Below are 16,455 nucleotides of genomic sequence, written 5' to 3' on the forward strand. Positions count from 1 at the left end.
GGGGAAAGATTCCATCGAAATCTTCCCCCCCCAGAGACTGAAGTTCAACCAACAATACGGTTTTACAACTTCTGAATAAATTTCACCATTGCGTCATTCATTTGCGACAAGCCTGGCTGCTCAATAGGATAATGGCTCGCATTACCCAGCGTCACCATCTCTTTTTTAGCCGCGACTCTTTCCCAGAATGGTTCAGTCACCGAGAATGGCGTCCAGTTATCCTTTTCTGGCTGCAGCAGTATAATTGGGCACAAATCAAAGTCTTCAAAAGCCATCGCTGGTTCATATTCCAGCATGCTGTTGATGAACTCTAAGCTCACACTGGCTCCACCCGAGCATTTGTCAGACATCAACAACTTGAGTGCTTGCTTGTCATTCACGAGCGCTTCCATTTTCAAGAGCATTTTTACCGGAACCTTAACTTTTCCAATAAAGCCTCTTGGCAAGGCTGGTAGAATCTTAAACGAGATTTCATCCATCGTTGGCCTTGTTGACATTCTGCGACGTGCTGTTTCTGAAGCTGGGTCGATGAAGCACATCCCCATAATTCCGCTCACCAAGCGCGTTTCAGCGGCAATATGGTAGGCGAGCATGCCGCCAGCGCTTAGACCATAAAGAACAATCGGTCTACCATCGGCTTCCATTTCAGAACGAACCAAATCACAACCGATTTCCACCCAATCATGATACGTAATTCGAGGTTCATTATTATCGGTCATACCATAGTATGGCATATCTAGAGCAACCACTTCATACCCAGCGGCGGCCAAAGGCGCTCCTGCAACCAAGTTGAGCAAACGTGAATTGGTGCCAACACCATGTAACAAAATTACTTTATGAGAGGCGTTTGGGTTAGGGAACCTTTCTACATGCAGCGTGCTATTACGCCATGGAATAAAGCTCTCCTCAGGCGCAAAATCTTGCTCCCAACGATACTCTTGCGGTAAGAACTGTTGGACATCTACCCAAGCTGAATTTTGTTCTTTGTAGTATTTTTTCATCTTTTCACCATTTTACAAATGTGTATAACCGTATGAATCAAACAAAATGGAACCTTGATTCATGAATAAATCTTAATGACAAGCCAGTGCTAGGCTATTGCTATTCACTCTTTTCAAACGCATCTTCAAGTGACCAATAGATTCTTTTTTGTATCATCAACAACGAAAAGGTTTGTTTTGCCCCCTGCCTCTCAGCTAAAAGCGCTAAATCATTAAAGCTCACCTTCACTTCCCCACTGTCGTCTTCCCAAACAAGCAACTTTTGTGGGAACGCATCTAACCCCATCGTTTGTGCGTGCATCATCGCTTTTCCACCGGGTGCCGGTGCACCATACATGATCAAATAGGTCGGGTTTAATGCTATACCTTGATCGTTCGCCACACTCTGGTAATCAATTTGATTAAAAATCGTAACGTCATCGTTACCACTGATCACTTTAATCGCTTGCTTAACCGTATCATCGAAAGAGAGTTCGCTCGTTAACGTAATCACAGCATTATCTTTCATGTCATTTCGTGAAAAGCTTTTGAACTTAGAAGTGTCGATACCGTCTAGCGCTTGGCTCATGACTTGGTTATAACGTTCAATTTGTTGCTGACTAAACTGCACGTTATAACGTGCTTGCAAATAGTCCGAGTGGTTCCATATCAAGTGCGCCTCTTCTGCCTTCGCTTCTTGATAGGACAATAACTTCATCGGCATATCGAGGGCTATCAGAGGGTTCATTGCGACTAACTCTGCCTCTAGTGGCAAATCATGAAACATCACAACACGAGATGGAGAAAGAGGCTCACCAGCGGCATTCGCTAAACGAGAATGATCGATCGTGATAGACATGGATAAGTCTGCCTGACTTTCAACATTCTCAATCACAGCATCAGCTAAACGATCAGAGTCAATGTAATGCTGCTCTTCAACAGGCTTTGCAGCACAGCCAGCCAGTAGAGCGGTAAGCCCTAAAGTAAGAAAAGGATACATCTTCATATATGTTACACCATTCTGTTTATTTGGATAAAAAAGCGCCTAGTTTATGTTCAAGTAAGACTAGACGCTTTAGGGTTAGAATTTAAAGCCGGTCCGTGAAAGGCCGTCTAAAATATCTGCCCAGTAGTAAGTCAGATTCAGGCTAAAGGTACTCATTTGAGCATCTCCTGGTCCATCATCATTAATGGTTGTGGAATAACCGATCGAAGCATTTAGGTTACGCGTCAGGTCAGTCGCTACTGTCACACCGACACTGGACATTTCTTGGCCATCACCTTTAGTCGTACTGCCATCAGCACCTGTATTTGTATAATCCCCAGACTTAACGTAAGAGTAGTTTAAAGAGACCCATACATGTTGACTGACGTCATAAGTTAAGTGTGCCCCTAAACTATAGCCTAAGTCGGTACTTTGGCTGCCGCCATGAAAATCGTCGTTGTCACCATACCAAGTAATCGCAGGTAAAAGCTCGAATGAAGCACGCTTACTTGGTGCCCACACATCACCCAATTGGTACATCATCGGGAAGCCAACTCGCCCCCAAAAGCGGTTAGTCCCCATGTTTAAGGTGTTGTCTTCGTCGTACTCACCAAGAGGAACGCTTAAATCCAGCAGCAAGTCCATCTGAAAGCCTGGTTGGTAACGAATCGCTTTTGGCAGTTCATCCAACGCCGGTGTACCGATCAAGCCAATGGTGAACTCGAAGAAAGGGTCACCCACACCATTGGTAGAATCATAAAACGCCGGATAAGATGGATTATTCCCCACAGGCTGTGTAACCGTCGCATCCATACCACCAATTGGCTGTAAATAGGCTATACGAGCTGATCTATCTTGTATCGGGAAGCTGATCGAGTAACCCGCCAGCGCCATATTCCCTGATAGGTGCGTTGTACCATCATCCTGTGGTGTGCCATCCCCTAACGTTGGGTCGAGTGGGTTAATATTACCATCAAAGCTAAACCCCAGAATCGGAATTGCTTCGACACCCAACAGTGTACGCTCATAGAACCTTGGCGGTAACGTGATTGCACTGGCACTGGTAGAAACGATCAAACCGGTACCGATCAGGTATTTCGTCATGCTTTTTAAAGGTGGTGTTTTCATGTTGAATCCTTTCATCATTACTTCTCCTCTACCTGTTTAGGTTCCGCCATCATCTCTTGAGGTGGCACCCATTGTTTCTTATACAGGCCAGGTGGGTACTCTGAACCTTCATCATTACCTTCTTCAAAACGAAGTGGACCATCCCACCAATCGCTCTCGTGGTAGTTTCTGCTACCAAGAATAACGTTGTTTTTCACGACATATTCATTTTCATAAATGGATACAAGCTCGTTTAAGATCTCTGGATGTTGCTTCGCAAGGTCATTACGTTCAGACAGATCCTTTTCAAGATTGTAGAGTTTCCAAGCACCGTCACCCCAAGGCTTGATATTGTTTGAAATTTTCCACTTCCCTTTACGTAGCGCTTGCGAATTACCAGACTCCCAGCCAAACCAATCGTCACCCGTTCTCACGGTTGCAGAAGGGTCATTTAACATATCAAGCCAAGATTTAGCTTGAGTATAGCCATTTGGAAACTCTTGATTCGTCATGTCAGCTAAGGTCATAAAGATATCTTGAACATGCATAAAGTCATCGCGAATGGTTCCCGGTTTATAAGGGCTACCTTCTGCAGGCTTTAGAATCAGAGCATTACGAATACCACCTTCAAAGGTAAAGTCTTTATGCCCAAAAAATGGCGCAGCCGATACCTGAGCCCAACCTGGATCTAGCTCGGTATAGTTGTTCTCTGTGCCTTGTAGGCGAATATCACCAACATCAGACCAGTTTCTAGCTTTGAAGATGTAGTTCTTCGTACCAAACGTCGTGATTTTATCAAAGGTACCATTCCCCTCAGGGCCATTGTCACCAAAGAACAGAATCATGGTGTTATCATATTCACCGGTGTCTTTTAAGTACTGAATGACACGGTTAAGATGGTGGTCCATGTTAGTCATTAAACCAGCATAGAGTTCCATTTCGCGCCCTAATGCCGCTCTAACAATCGGTGCTAACATCTCACTGTCTGGTACGTACCAGTATCGCTCCGCAAGCTCGGTAAACTCAGGAATAATCCCCAGCTCTTTTTGTTTGTTATAACGAGCTAATCGTACGGCAGACCAGCCTTTATCATACTGCCCTTGATACATGCTTCTCCACGGTTCATCGACATGTAAAGGGTCATGGGGAGCTTGGTAAGATAAGAAAGCAAAGAAAGGCTTATCTTCGTTAGCTTTGTTATCTTTCATAAAAGACAGCATTTTATCGGTGTAAGTCTTACTCGAGTAATAATTGTCAGGTAATTCTTTCAGATACTTGCCGTCTTCAGTAAATTGTAACTTTGGTGCATCAGCCCACATAGCTAACATACTGTAGTGGCTGCCATGGTCATCAAGCATTACAAAGTCACGATCAAAACCTCTCGCTCTTGGGATCAGGTCAGGGAAACGACCCAAGTCCCATTTACCACTCACAAATGTTGTATAACCGGCCCCTTTCATAAGATCGCCTAGAGTGACAAACTCGTCGCGTAGAAAACCTTCATAACCAGGTTTGCCCTTTTGGTTTGGAGCTGTAAACAAGCCCATAGTACCCGCGCCGGCTCTATGGTGATCAACACCAGACATTAACGAAGTTCGAGTTGGCGTACACAAAGGATTGGTGTAATAGTTGTTAAAACGTAGCCCCTCATTAGCAATAGAATCCAGGGTTGGTGTTTGAATTTCACTGCCAAAAGCACCAACATCTGAAAAGCCCATATCATCGGCGGTAATAATTAAGATGTTGGGCTGCTTTTGTTCGGCTAACGATACTTGGGAGTACAGAAGCGTCGCCCCCATAATCAAACCGCTAAGTATTCGGTTTTTCCTTGTTGTTATCATATTTTTCTCCTGTGAGAGTTGCATACTGACTTGTAAAGACTACTTACACTGCTCTGTCTTTGTGATCCACTCAATGACCATTTCTGCGAATTCACGATGTCTATCTTGGTAACAGAAGTGGCCTGTATCCTTAAATACCGTAAGCTCGGCATTCGGCATTCGTTCAGCTAAACGCTCGCCATTATCGACATAAAGAATCGCATCTTGATCCCCCCAAAACACTTTCGTTGGGGTTTGGATTTTTTCCAAAAGAGGATCCACTGTCTCAATGCTTTTCTGGTAATCTTTAAACCACTGCATTACAGCTGGCATTCTCTCTCTGTAGGATGCGATATAGTCTGAGATCTCTTCTTTATTTGGGAGATAATTAGTATAGCAAATATTAATACACCCTTGGATTAAAGCGCCAGAGCCGGTCGCTCTGAATACCATTCTCCAAAACCCTGAATTCGCCATTTTACGAATGGCACTCGCATTAGAAGAAGGGTTAATCGCTGGGCCATCACCAACCAATAAACTTTTCACGCTATTGTCATACGTCCCTGCATAATAAAGCAGAGCAGGCATACCAACATCAGGTCCAAGGAAGTGTGCGTTTTCAATCTTGAAATGATCCACAAACGCTTTGACAAAATCACCTTGAGCTTTGAAGGTCATATGCTCAAAGCCACCGTCACTACCACCAAAGCCGGGCATATCATAAGCGTAAAGGTTATAACGTTTTGCGAGGCGACTCCAAATAGGAGCATACGCAATAATACTCTGTGGGAAAGGAGATAACAGAACAAGCGTCGGTTTATCAGGTGCCGCAGCGTGGGCGTAACGAATGTCAACACCATTGATATTGACAAACTTCAAAGGCATCGGATCCGGCGTGTTAAAGGTCGGAAAAGACGGGTAATTGTTTTTTCTTCGCATTTTCTCCATAGTTTTGTACTCGGAGGTCAACAACATCAATGCTGATGAATTGAAACGATCAAACATGCTAATTTTTTCGACTTTATTTTTCACACTCATACCCTCAATTTCAATTGGTGACGTTGACTTTTTATTGGTGAACACATTCAAGAGCCTAAGCTTACATTACAGAATCAATGAACATATTTCCAAGTCAGTATCAGAAGTGGAGTTCTATTCCAAACTTGGGCTTACTTGTCCAAACCCAGTGGCGCAGCTCAACCATTCACTCAAAAAAACACAAAGCAGTGTATATTTGCGACATCAATAAACAATATCATACAGGATTCATTAAACAAGTTATTCTACATATAAAACAACGACTTCAACTTAGAAAAAGTAGAACCCTATAACTCATCTTTTTAATAATAAAGCACAAAAATTGGAGCTTATGTACGTTTTTGGTAGATTAAATCAGTAATAATGGCTCTCTGAAGCAATTCGTTTGGAGCAAGAGCAACTTCAATTTCTGTGATAAAAAGCAGCCCGCCGAATTTGTGATGAAAGACCATTTGTTTAAGTTAAAAGAGAAAGTACATGAACAGCCCTTATTTCATTAGAGTAAACAGTTTAATGCGTCTACATTCCTACATGTTAAACACCTACTACACCAAACAGTCACTCCCTCAAAGTATCCCCCAAACGGCTTTCGCTCGCCCCTCTAACCTTTTGCCAGTTTCCGAAGTGTATAAACTGTTTGAAGAATTCGAGCGTGACACTCAAAACCCCGACTTTATGATAGAGGCTATCAAACATTTCAAATTAGAAGAGCTCAATGGGTTAGGGAAATGGATGTTCTCAGGGCACGATCTCATGTCAAGCATTAGGAAAATCAATTATGGTATGAGATGTTTTCAATCTGGCGCGCATTGGGTTGCCGCCCCTTCAGGCTCCATCATCAAATGGAGCTATAACAACTTATATGATGCCAAGCATTTAAATGTCCATGACAGCATTCGAGTTGCTGTTTTAATGCTCAAAGTGCTACAAAAGTATCTCGGCGAACAGTTCATCCCCATGAGAGTAATGCTATCGGGAGAAAGAGAAGATAAAGCGCTCTATCGAGATCACTTTGGGACAGACATTACATGGAACCACCACCAAACAGAAATATGGTTCCACTCTAGCTTGAGATTAACCAGCGCCTCTGACCCATCAGAAAGTAAGCACATATTTTCATTAAGTTTTGATGATTTAGATCTTTGCTTAGATATGCCGCATGAACAAGATGAAACAAAACTTGTTTATGAAGTGATTAACTACAGCTGTCACTTTGGCCTGCCAACCCTTACTAGAGTGTCTGCCATCTTAGGTCTATCCACGCAACAGTTTCAACGTCGCTTCCATAAATACGGGCATAATTTCACTGAAATGTGTGGGTATGTTTTAAGTAACAAAGCCGTCAAAATGTTATCAAACTCTGTCTCTGTAGAGGAAGTCGCGAGGACCTTAGGGTACAGCCGCCTTGATAGCTTTACTCACATGTTTAAAAAACACAGAGGCGTAACACCAAAACAGTTTCTTAGATCATTAGAGTGTTAAGTACCAGATCTGCGCTAACGGAGTGGAGTGTGCCCGACAAGCAAACGTAACAACAATCATGAGCTACCGGGCGAAAAAAAATTAACAAAAAAACAACATTTCAATTTGACTATCATGTGAAATAAACTACCTTTAACTTAGGAACTGTGAGGTAGCTCGCCCCTAATGAGCCTTAATTGACGCGAAAGGAACTCGCCGGATGAGTCAATGTTCCGAGTATTATTTGCTCATCCCTCTCTTCATTTCAAAGCAGATTCCGCTCAAAGATTATCAATAATTGATATAAGAGAGGCAAACATTAAAAACAGCAAAAAAACCGATTAAAATTGAGATGGTTAGAAAATATTAATCGAAGTTTTTCTTAACTCGAAACCCACTAGTACAAACGAAATTCATCATACAGTAAGGAGGCTTAATCATAGAAAGGACTACAAGCTCGTTTACAGAAAAGAGGTCAATATGATTCAGACAATGCCGATGCATTCAAGTGCCATTCTGTTTCCAATAAATGAGAAGGCTCATTTCATTCAGCTTAAAAACTGGTTGGTTAACATTGTCTCCAGCCGACCAACGGTGGTCAAACCACGTCAGTATAATGCTAATGAGTTTTCAGCATTTTTGAAAAGAGATTTGGGACTTGATGTGTAGTCGACTTTGCCTCAGCGATGCCCAACTCGACATACGCTAAACTGATATACAAAAAGCTAAAAAGACTCGAGTGACGACGAGTCTTTTTTTTTCATGGCAACTGGCTTTACCTCGCAGGGTTACAGAACCGCCCCCACCTCACAGCATCTTGCTCAAGTCCCCTATGTATTAGAGCTTTAATCTTATCGTTAATAACGATAATATCTTCTAGGGTGCCAACGCCATCAACAGCCTCGAGTAATGCCGGTTTGTCGTGAAAAGGGATTTGTTCAATATTCTTTATTTTTCCACGGGTCGTGTTTTTTATTAAATAAAAGGTTGATTCGTTCATCTTTCTAGCCTAACTGACTCTCATTACATAATCATAGAGATGCTTATTATTTTAGGGGGCACCTTACCAAATTGTACCAAGGTTGTCACATAAAAGGGAGCGTCAGACCTCTGCCTAACCAAGGGCAAACATGAAAAGTTAGAGCTGTAGTTCATGTCGTATCGCTTTTAGTGGCATCCGTATCATTGAGAATACTTCAACCCATAATGTGTTAAATTTAACTTCAAATTAAAACACCCTCAACCCTTAGTTAACATTCTCCTTACCACCAATACAATCACAATAAGTAAATAATCAGAAGTAGCGTAGGAAGAAGGCTTAAGAAGAAGGAAGATGTTTTCGATAAGTCGTTAAGCTTTATAGGGGGAGGGAAGTACTATCGCTCAGCCTGCCTTCACCAAACATCCGCAAAACTTACTTTGCGGATGTTAAGCATATTTAGACTCCTACCAATCAAAGTAAGTAAGCGTTCAGGAATAGCGTAGGAAAAAAGTTTGAGGACAAGGCAGAAATTACCGATAAGTGGTTATTCTACAATCAAAATTTCAACGATGTCATCAGGCGTTTTAACCCACTAGGACGAACAGTTATTTACTACGATTAATGGTAGGTATAATGTGTGTTATATCGCCTGTATGCTAATCTCCACACGGCGGTTACACGCACGCCCTTCGGCTGTCCCATTATCACAAATCGGATAGCGATCGCCAAAGCCACTTGTTGTAACTCGACCACTGGCAACCTTTTGACCAACCAAGTAATCCTTCACTGATTGCGCTCTCTTTTCTGATAGCGTCTGGTTCGATGAGCTATTGCCAGTACTATCTGTGTAACCTTTAATTTGGAGGTAAGTGTCTGGATACTCAACCAAGATTCTTGCTACCCCATTTAACGAGTTATATACACTTGGCTCAAGTAAATACTCTCCAGAACGAAAACCTATTCCGTTCTCCATAACAAGAACCAGTTCGTTTTCACCAACACGCTTGACCTGAACACCTGAACCCAATAATTCTTGACGTAGAGCCTCTTCTTGTTTGTCTAACGAGTATCCAACGCCAGCACCAATCAATCCACCCGTTGTCGCTCCGATCAAAGCTCTCTTTTTACGCTCTTTTGAATTACTGCCTGAGAGTATACCAATCGCAGCTCCCGACAATGAGCCAATTGCAGCCCCCTTAGTTGTCGAGTTCGTTTCCGTTTCACCCGTTGTAGCATTCTGACGCTGTGTCGCTTGGCATCCAGATAAACTCGTTAACAAAAAAAGAGAGAATATTGTAGTTACATACTTTTTCTTTTTAAGAGACATAACATTCATAAAAAATCAACCTTAAGTAAATTTAAAAAGCCGTTGTCAAAGATAACGAAAGGTCACATAGTGACCTTTCGTTCAGAGTGCTTGACTGATTCCAAAACCTGATAACAGCCTAGACAACATTAGATGGAATAAAAGTAGTACAGCTGTGCTTTCATACGGATAATAATGCCACGTATAGCATCTAGGAACCCCAACAGCGCTGTCGGCTTTTCACCACTGATCCAAGCTAAGCCAACAGAGCCCACTGGAATGCTGTAGCCTTGAGTTTCAAAAACCTTTAGGCGAACAAAGTGATGCTTGTTCATCAAGTTCTTACCCGTTGTTGTTCGCACATTATCATCAAAGCCAAGTAAATTTCCTTGTGCCTCACCTGTAGCCTCGACAATGCCTTCAACTTGAGCAGAAAACACTTTACCTGGGTATACTGGTGTCGAAAACTCAGCCAGTTGCCCCGGTTTTACATTTCTAATTGCTTGGTGGTTCACTCGCATTAATACGTATTTCTCATTCGTATACATCTGCAAACGTGGTACTCGCGAAACGAGCTGTCCTTCACGAAGAATAAAGTTAGTCACAAAGCCATCTGCTGGGGCATAAATTTTGGTACCATCTAGATCCCACTTCGCTTTGTTTAATTTCTGCTGAGTTTCATTTAGATCAGACTGGCGAGCTTCAACAGCCAATTTTGCTTTCATGATTTCAAGCTTGGCCTTATCTAAATCAGACTTCTTTTTGCCTAATTGGGATTCTAGCTTAGCAGCCGTATATACAGCAGAATCAGCGATTGTCTGCTGGTTATCAATCATGCTTTCAGTGATCGTATCTCGTACCACTTTATTCTGCTCAAGATAACGCTTCAGAGTTCTTTGCTGTAGGTCTTTATTAGACTTAGCAGCCTCAAGCTCGCTTTGTGTCATTTCAACATCATGCAAAGCCGACTCATAGCTAGATTCTGCAATTTTAACTTCTTCTTTCGCCGTACTCACCGCAACAGCAGCTGAGTTTTGAGTGATCTTTGCCTGTTCATACGAGATTTGATAAGGCTCATCTTCGATCGTGTAAACGAGCTGGCCTTTTTCAATGCGCTGGTTAGGAGTAATGTAAATATCTTCAACCTTACCCGCTACATTCGTCGATGTCGGACGCAGCTGAATATGAGGAGCTTGAACAACTGAGCCTCCCGATAAGTCCATTGGCGTATAATTAATTAATCCAACCCAAACAAACAATAACCAGCTGGTTCCACCCAAATATGCGAATGTTTTAGTACCTGTATTCCAAGGCATCCCAACGAGTCTTAGTAAATAGATGAATAAACACCAAACAGCTAAACCTTCTAACATTAAATGTCCTCTGACTGATTTGTTTTAGTCGGTGAATGCCATAAGTCACGAAGATGAATAATGGCTTTTTCAAAGTCGATAAACGCAATAATAATGGCAAGAACCCACACCCAATGCCACACAAAACCTATCCAAGTTAAAGCCGTTATCAAACCGATTTGGTGATGATCTGTGTTGTGAGCTTTTTGAATTGGTATCTCATGAAGCTTCCAAAATCCAAAAAGACCTGCGGCAATAGTTCCTATAAGAACGACTGCTGCGGCAATATGCAGAGCAGTATCTGCCGTAGTTTCTACAAAAGGGACACTAATTAAACTCATTGACTCAACTCTGTTAAATTAAGATAACATTGATTATACCTTCTATTACACGAATGTGTAACATCAAGCAAATCATGTCATAATCAAATGCATTTCGAAATGAATGGCCTAAAAAACGCTAGTGCCTCACCTACCCTTATTCTACTGAACCAATCAATCCTCCCACGCGGAGTAACATTTTGACTTTCTTTCAACCTACGTAGCTTGAGTTCACCTCGATAGATGGACGAGATACGTAAGCCTAACGTTCAACTTGTCTCCCCCTCGCGGAAGAGGATATAGTTTACATTGATAATCGATATGAGGAGGGCTAAATAGGATGAGAAAAAAGGGACGCGGAACGGCTAAACAAGCCGAAGAAATCAGCCTCAACATCATAAACGTAGCTGCAGAGATGTTCGCTTCTAATGGTTATAAGGCTGTCTCCCTGCGTAAAGTAAGCGATAAAGTGGGAATATCACATGGCCTAATTCGACATCACATTGGAAGTAAAGAGAGCCTTTGGCATAGGGTTAGTCATCATTTGTATGATGATTATCAATCCTCTATTGTCAAAATATTGAAAGCATTACCAAAGGGGATCCCACCTAGCCTCATGCTGTACTTATTCACAATGCGCCTATTCACAAGCATGATGCACTCCCAAGTATCAACTCGGTTGCTTTACGAGTCAGTTCAACAAAAGGATAATATCGCATCTAATTTTCTAGAAAATAATATAGAAATCAACAACCTTATTGACTCATTCAATCAAAGCGCCGATGAAAATCTCATTAATACATCGGAATTAAAATGGCATTTACTGATGCTTACTTATGGCTCAGTGTGCATCAATCCTCACCTCTCTCCTCTTGATGATCTTAGGGGCTCGACTGCACAAAAACTGCGACTCATACACTGGGAAATGGTGAATAAACAAATGGTAAATATATTTAATATTGATAAAGAACATACCATAACCCTAGTCGAACTTGATGAATTCACACACGAGCTATCAACCTTCACGACCGAAGGCCTGTAGCATTTTAACAAGCCAGGATGACCCATGATTTACTACGATTGGGTTAAACATTCGCATTGACACTTCATTCTGCACAGGGCCTTACATGAAAGAAAAAACTAAACACCTTCTATTCCCCTATATTTTTTGCGCCATTCTCTTTATTTTCAGCCTCCCCTTAGCTGCCGAAGCAACATTTTCAGGAAGCCAATTATGCATTGAGTGCCATACAGATCAGGCAAAAGCTTGGAAAGGGTCCCATCACGAAAAGGCAATGCAGCATGCCAATTCTAGCTCTGTTTTAGCGAACTTTAATGATCAACAAATTCAGCACAATGAGAAAAAGAGCTATTTTTATACTAAAGGGGATGAGTTCTGGTTCCGTACTGAGGATAACAACATTTCGAAAGAGTATAAAATTAGCTTTACATTCGGCTTTTCTCCTTTACAGCAGTACATGGTGGAGCTTCCAGATGGACGAGTGCAACTTATTCCTTTTGCTTGGGACTCTCGCACCACTCAGGAAGGCGGTCAGCGCTGGTTTATGCTTTATCCAGATACAGATTCTACAAATGAATTCTACTGGTTAAACACAGGACAAAACTGGAACTTCATGTGTGCAGACTGTCATTCCACAAATTTAAAGAAAAACTATAATAAGCAGAACAATACTTATTCCACCGAGTGGTCTGAGATCAGTGTTGGCTGTGAAGCCTGTCATGGCCCTGCGAGTGAACACATTCGTTTAGCTAAAGGAGAAATCACCCCGACTGAACCTCATTTTGGCTTTCAACGAGATTTATCTAAAGCCGTAGAAAACTGGCTATATAAAGAAGGCCACAGTACCCTTCAACCTGAAAAAATCACTCGCACAGATCAAGTGCAAACCTGTGCGCAATGCCATAGTAGACGAATACAATTAAATGAGACAAAAGATCATGTAACAGGGGCTTTTGGCGATAAATATAGACTGGATTTAATCAGTTCCGCTAATTACCACACCGATGGACAAGTCAATGCTGAGAATTTTGTTTATGGCTCCTTTTTACAATCAAAGATGGCTCAAAAAGGGGTTACCTGCACAAACTGTCATGACCCCCACAGTGCCAAATTAAAAATCCCAGAAACAAGTGTCTGTTTACAATGTCATATACCTTCAGAATACGCATCTGAAACACATACATTTCATGAAGCTGAAACAGATGCCTCAAAATGTACAACTTGTCATATGCCCGAAACAACCTACATGCAAGTTGACCCGCGCCGGGACCACAGCTGGCATGTTCCCAAAGCTGCCCAAAACACACCTAATGTCTGCCTATCTTGCCATGAGAATAAAAATACCTCTTGGGTGTCCGATCAATTACAACAATGGTTCCCACAATCAAAACATCGTAACCCACAACACTTCTCTGAGATATTCTCACAAGTCAATGCCGGTGAGAATGGCTCAAAAGAAAAGCTTTCTTTGATCGCTTTAAATACAAACCTGAGTCAAATAATACGCTCATCGGCTCTCGAACGCATGAGTCGCGGTGCAAATAGAAGTAACTTAGAAGCTCTTAGGGTCTCAACTAAAGATGAAAACTACATGGTTCGTTTAGGTGTCATATCAGGCTCTTCAAGCTATAACTTTTCTATACGATGGCCTCTTCTAGAGCCGCTATTAACAGATGAAGTATTGGCTATTCGCACGGAAACCGCATCAGTATTGGTAAACTATTGGAGTCAGTTATCACCTCAACAAAAAAATCTAGTGACGCCTCCACTCAATGAGTATATTAGTACCCAAAACTTTAATGCTGATCGCGCTTTTGCCAGAACCAACCTAGGAAATACCTACCTTGCTCTAGGGAAGTCATCAAAAGCGATAGAAGAATATTTGGGAGCCATAAAGATTGAGCCTTATTTTGAGCGCAGCTATATTAATTTATCCGATCTCTATCAAAAGCAAGGCGACAACAAACAGGCAATAGACATCTTGTTACAAGGCATCGCAGCTCAACCTAAATCACACGTCCTGCCTTATGCTGCAGGGCTAGCCTACTTACGTACAAAAGACGAGCAAAAGTCACTCAAATATTTACAGCGTGCTGTAGATATCGCAAACAACAATTCTCACTACTGGTATGTCTATGGTCTAGCTTTAGAAAAGTCCAACATTTTGAAGTCAAGTGAAGCGCTCCACTCTGCGTTTGAACACAGCGGCAACCCACAGTACCTCTATGCTCAATGTGATGTCTTAGCTAGGAACTATAGAAAAGAAAAAGTAAAACTTGAATTCGATTCATGTGTTAATGAGTTAAGTGATCTAGTCCCACCCAAAATCATTTTGCAACTCAAAGGCAAAACAAGATAAAGCATACACTGAGTGTCGGTGTCGGCTTGGTAAAGCCCTAGTGCTAGTGATTAATCTTCTTATTAATCACTAGCACTTAATGAAGTTACAATTTTCTGGAAATCTTCATTCGTAAGAGGCTTTGGCAAAACGCCTTGAGCGCCAGCTTGTTCAAAATCTTTAATCGACTGAGCCGACATATCAGCGGTCCAGCCAAAGAAAATGGGCTTTTCATCCGATTGAACTGCCATTTTCATAAGCTCTGGACCCGAGAGATCTGGCATATGATTATCAACCAAAACAAAAAGATAGGACTTTGACCTTATTAAGCTTATGCCCTCGTTAGGATCCATTGTGCTATCAACGTTTAACCCAAGCTTTTTAAAAAAATGCTTACCAACAATAAGGTTAATCTTATTATCATCAATAATAAGTATATGCTGGCCAGCAAGCAAACTTGAGAGGTGGGATGAATTTGTCTTTTTCACAGTGCTTGAAGGGCTGATTGTAGGCGATAGTGGTAATGTAACGGTAAACTTACTACCGAAATTCACCTTACTAAACAACTCAATCTTCCCACTCATTAATTCGACTAACTTCTTGCTAATTGAGAGCCCCAATCCAGTTCCCCCAAAGTTACGAGTTGTAGAGTTATCCTCTTGTGAGAAAGGGTCGAAGATCATATCAAACTTATCTTGAGGTATACCAATTCCGGTATCAGATACCGTGACCGTTAATATTGACAGATTGCATTGCCAACAAAAGTGGCATGATATTACGCCTTTCTCAGTAAACTTTATGGCATTACCAAGTAAGTTGAAAATTATCTGCTTAACTCTTGCTTTATCACCAACTAAATAAATACCTTTGACGTACTCAGTCGTAACTATGTACTCCAGTTTTTTTTGCTGGCAAACGCTGTCAAATGAATGTTTTACTTCCTCCACGAGAGACTCAAGTGAGAATGGCTCAATACTTAGCTCGAGCTTCCCGTGTTCGATCTTTGAAATATCTAAAATATCATTGATAATGAAAAGTAAATGTTCTCCCGAGCTCACAATAATATTAACTTGCTCTTTTTTTCCCTCATCGACTTCTGCCTCCAAGAGTTGAGCCATTCCTAGAATACCATTTAATGGCGTTCTCATTTCATGACTCACCATCGCTAAAAAGTCATCTTTTGCGCTATTAGCTAATTGAGCTTGCTCTTTAGCTGACGATAACTGTTCGTATTGCTCTTTCAGCCCCAAGGACATACGGTTAAAAGCCGAAATAACCTGGGAAATTTCATCATCCCCAACACACGCAATAGTCCTGCCAGGACCGTTTATCTCTATACTCTCAACTGCTTGGGTTAGTTTACGTAATTCTTTCACTAACACCCAACTGAATAATAAAGATACGATAGCGACAAAAACAACTTCAAGACTCGCTATCATGATTAAATATCTATTCGAGCTCTCTATGTGGCTTAAGATAGCGCGCTCATCAAAAATAGCTTCTATTCGACCAATTGATAGGCCTCCAACCTTGATATCGACAGCTTTTAAACTCAGTCCTTCAATAATCCCTGAGTTTGAGTAATATGCATCTCGACTTCCAAGAGAGACAACTTCGGATCTGAAGTGGCATAGTGAATTTGGCCACCTGATTAAGAGGTGATGTATGATCATCTCGATACTAAAACAGGTGACATTATGACTAAGCGTGAAAGACGCACTTTTAACCCAGAATTTAAACTTGAA

Annotated in this window: 14 protein-coding genes; 4 read left to right on the forward strand and 10 right to left on the reverse strand. The window is 41.6% G+C overall.

Annotation, left to right across the window (positions count from 1 at the left end):
• Positions 1-62: 62 nt before the first annotated feature.
• The 5 genes from H5300_RS14840 to H5300_RS14860 all read right to left on the reverse strand — a co-directional run bounded on the left by H5300_RS14840 (position 63) and on the right by H5300_RS14860 (position 5,924).
• The gene (locus tag H5300_RS14840) at positions 63-1,001 is read right to left on the reverse strand and encodes an alpha/beta hydrolase (protein ID WP_182796300.1); all 939 of its coding nucleotides are present in this window, start codon (positions 999-1,001) and stop codon (positions 63-65) included.
• A 100-nt stretch (positions 1,002-1,101) separates the two neighbouring features.
• Entirely contained in the window at positions 1,102-1,986 is an 885-nt protein-coding gene (locus H5300_RS14845; protein ID WP_182796301.1) for a DUF302 domain-containing protein, read from the reverse strand.
• A 75-nt stretch (positions 1,987-2,061) separates the two neighbouring features.
• Positions 2,062-3,093 carry a transporter gene (locus H5300_RS14850; RefSeq protein WP_182796302.1) on the reverse strand — a complete coding sequence of 344 codons (1,032 nt, stop codon included), beginning with the start codon at positions 3,091-3,093 and terminating at the stop codon, positions 2,062-2,064.
• Positions 3,094-3,110: 17 nt separating this feature from the next.
• The gene (locus H5300_RS14855) at positions 3,111-4,913 is read right to left on the reverse strand and encodes an arylsulfatase (RefSeq protein ID WP_182796303.1); all 1,803 of its coding nucleotides are present in this window, start codon (positions 4,911-4,913) and stop codon (positions 3,111-3,113) included.
• Between the two features lie 39 nt (positions 4,914-4,952).
• On the reverse strand, positions 4,953-5,924 hold the full coding sequence (locus H5300_RS14860; RefSeq protein WP_405055141.1) for an alpha/beta fold hydrolase: 972 nt from the start codon (positions 5,922-5,924) through the stop codon (positions 4,953-4,955).
• 483 nt (positions 5,925-6,407) lie between these two features.
• Here H5300_RS14860 and H5300_RS14865 point away from each other — a divergent pair, with 483 nt between their 5' ends.
• The gene (locus tag H5300_RS14865; RefSeq protein WP_182796304.1) at positions 6,408-7,412 is read left to right on the forward strand and encodes an AraC family transcriptional regulator; all 1,005 of its coding nucleotides are present in this window, start codon (positions 6,408-6,410) and stop codon (positions 7,410-7,412) included.
• A gap of 459 nt (positions 7,413-7,871) precedes the next feature.
• Entirely contained in the window at positions 7,872-8,060 is a 189-nt protein-coding gene (locus H5300_RS14870; RefSeq protein WP_182796305.1) for a hypothetical protein, read from the forward strand.
• A gap of 106 nt (positions 8,061-8,166) precedes the next feature.
• Here the strand turns inward: H5300_RS14870 and H5300_RS14875 are convergent, their stop codons facing one another.
• The 4 genes from H5300_RS14875 to H5300_RS14890 form a co-directional block, all read right to left on the reverse strand.
• Positions 8,167-8,391: a hypothetical protein gene (locus H5300_RS14875; protein ID WP_182796306.1), complete on the reverse strand. Its 225-nt coding sequence runs from the start codon at positions 8,389-8,391 to the stop codon at positions 8,167-8,169.
• Positions 8,392-9,013: 622 nt separating this feature from the next.
• Positions 9,014-9,700, reverse strand: coding sequence for an OmpA family protein (locus H5300_RS14880; RefSeq protein ID WP_405055142.1), 687 nt, complete (start codon positions 9,698-9,700; stop codon positions 9,014-9,016).
• Positions 9,701-9,828: 128 nt separating this feature from the next.
• The gene (locus H5300_RS14885) at positions 9,829-11,052 is read right to left on the reverse strand and encodes an HlyD family secretion protein (RefSeq protein WP_182796308.1); all 1,224 of its coding nucleotides are present in this window, start codon (positions 11,050-11,052) and stop codon (positions 9,829-9,831) included.
• Entirely contained in the window at positions 11,052-11,372 is a 321-nt protein-coding gene (locus H5300_RS14890; protein ID WP_182796309.1) for an MFS transporter, read from the reverse strand. The genes H5300_RS14885 and H5300_RS14890 overlap by 1 nt, the downstream gene beginning before the upstream one ends.
• A gap of 319 nt (positions 11,373-11,691) precedes the next feature.
• On the opposite strand from H5300_RS14890, the gene H5300_RS14895 reads away from it, so the two are divergent.
• Together H5300_RS14895 and H5300_RS14900 are read left to right on the forward strand one after the other, a co-directional pair.
• Complete coding sequence (locus H5300_RS14895) at positions 11,692-12,393, forward strand: TetR/AcrR family transcriptional regulator (protein ID WP_182796310.1); 702 nt, start codon at positions 11,692-11,694, stop codon at positions 12,391-12,393.
• An 85-nt stretch (positions 12,394-12,478) separates the two neighbouring features.
• Positions 12,479-14,731: a multiheme c-type cytochrome gene (locus tag H5300_RS14900; protein WP_182796311.1), complete on the forward strand. Its 2,253-nt coding sequence runs from the start codon at positions 12,479-12,481 to the stop codon at positions 14,729-14,731.
• A gap of 62 nt (positions 14,732-14,793) precedes the next feature.
• On the opposite strand, the gene H5300_RS14905 is transcribed toward H5300_RS14900, so the two are convergent.
• Positions 14,794-16,455 (reverse strand): ATP-binding protein (locus tag H5300_RS14905; protein ID WP_182796312.1); only part of this gene is annotated, 1,662 nt, incomplete at its 5' end.

The sequence above is a fragment of the Vibrio sp. SG41-7 genome (assembly GCF_014164465.1).
Classification (GTDB): domain Bacteria; phylum Pseudomonadota; class Gammaproteobacteria; order Enterobacterales; family Vibrionaceae; genus Vibrio; species Vibrio splendidus.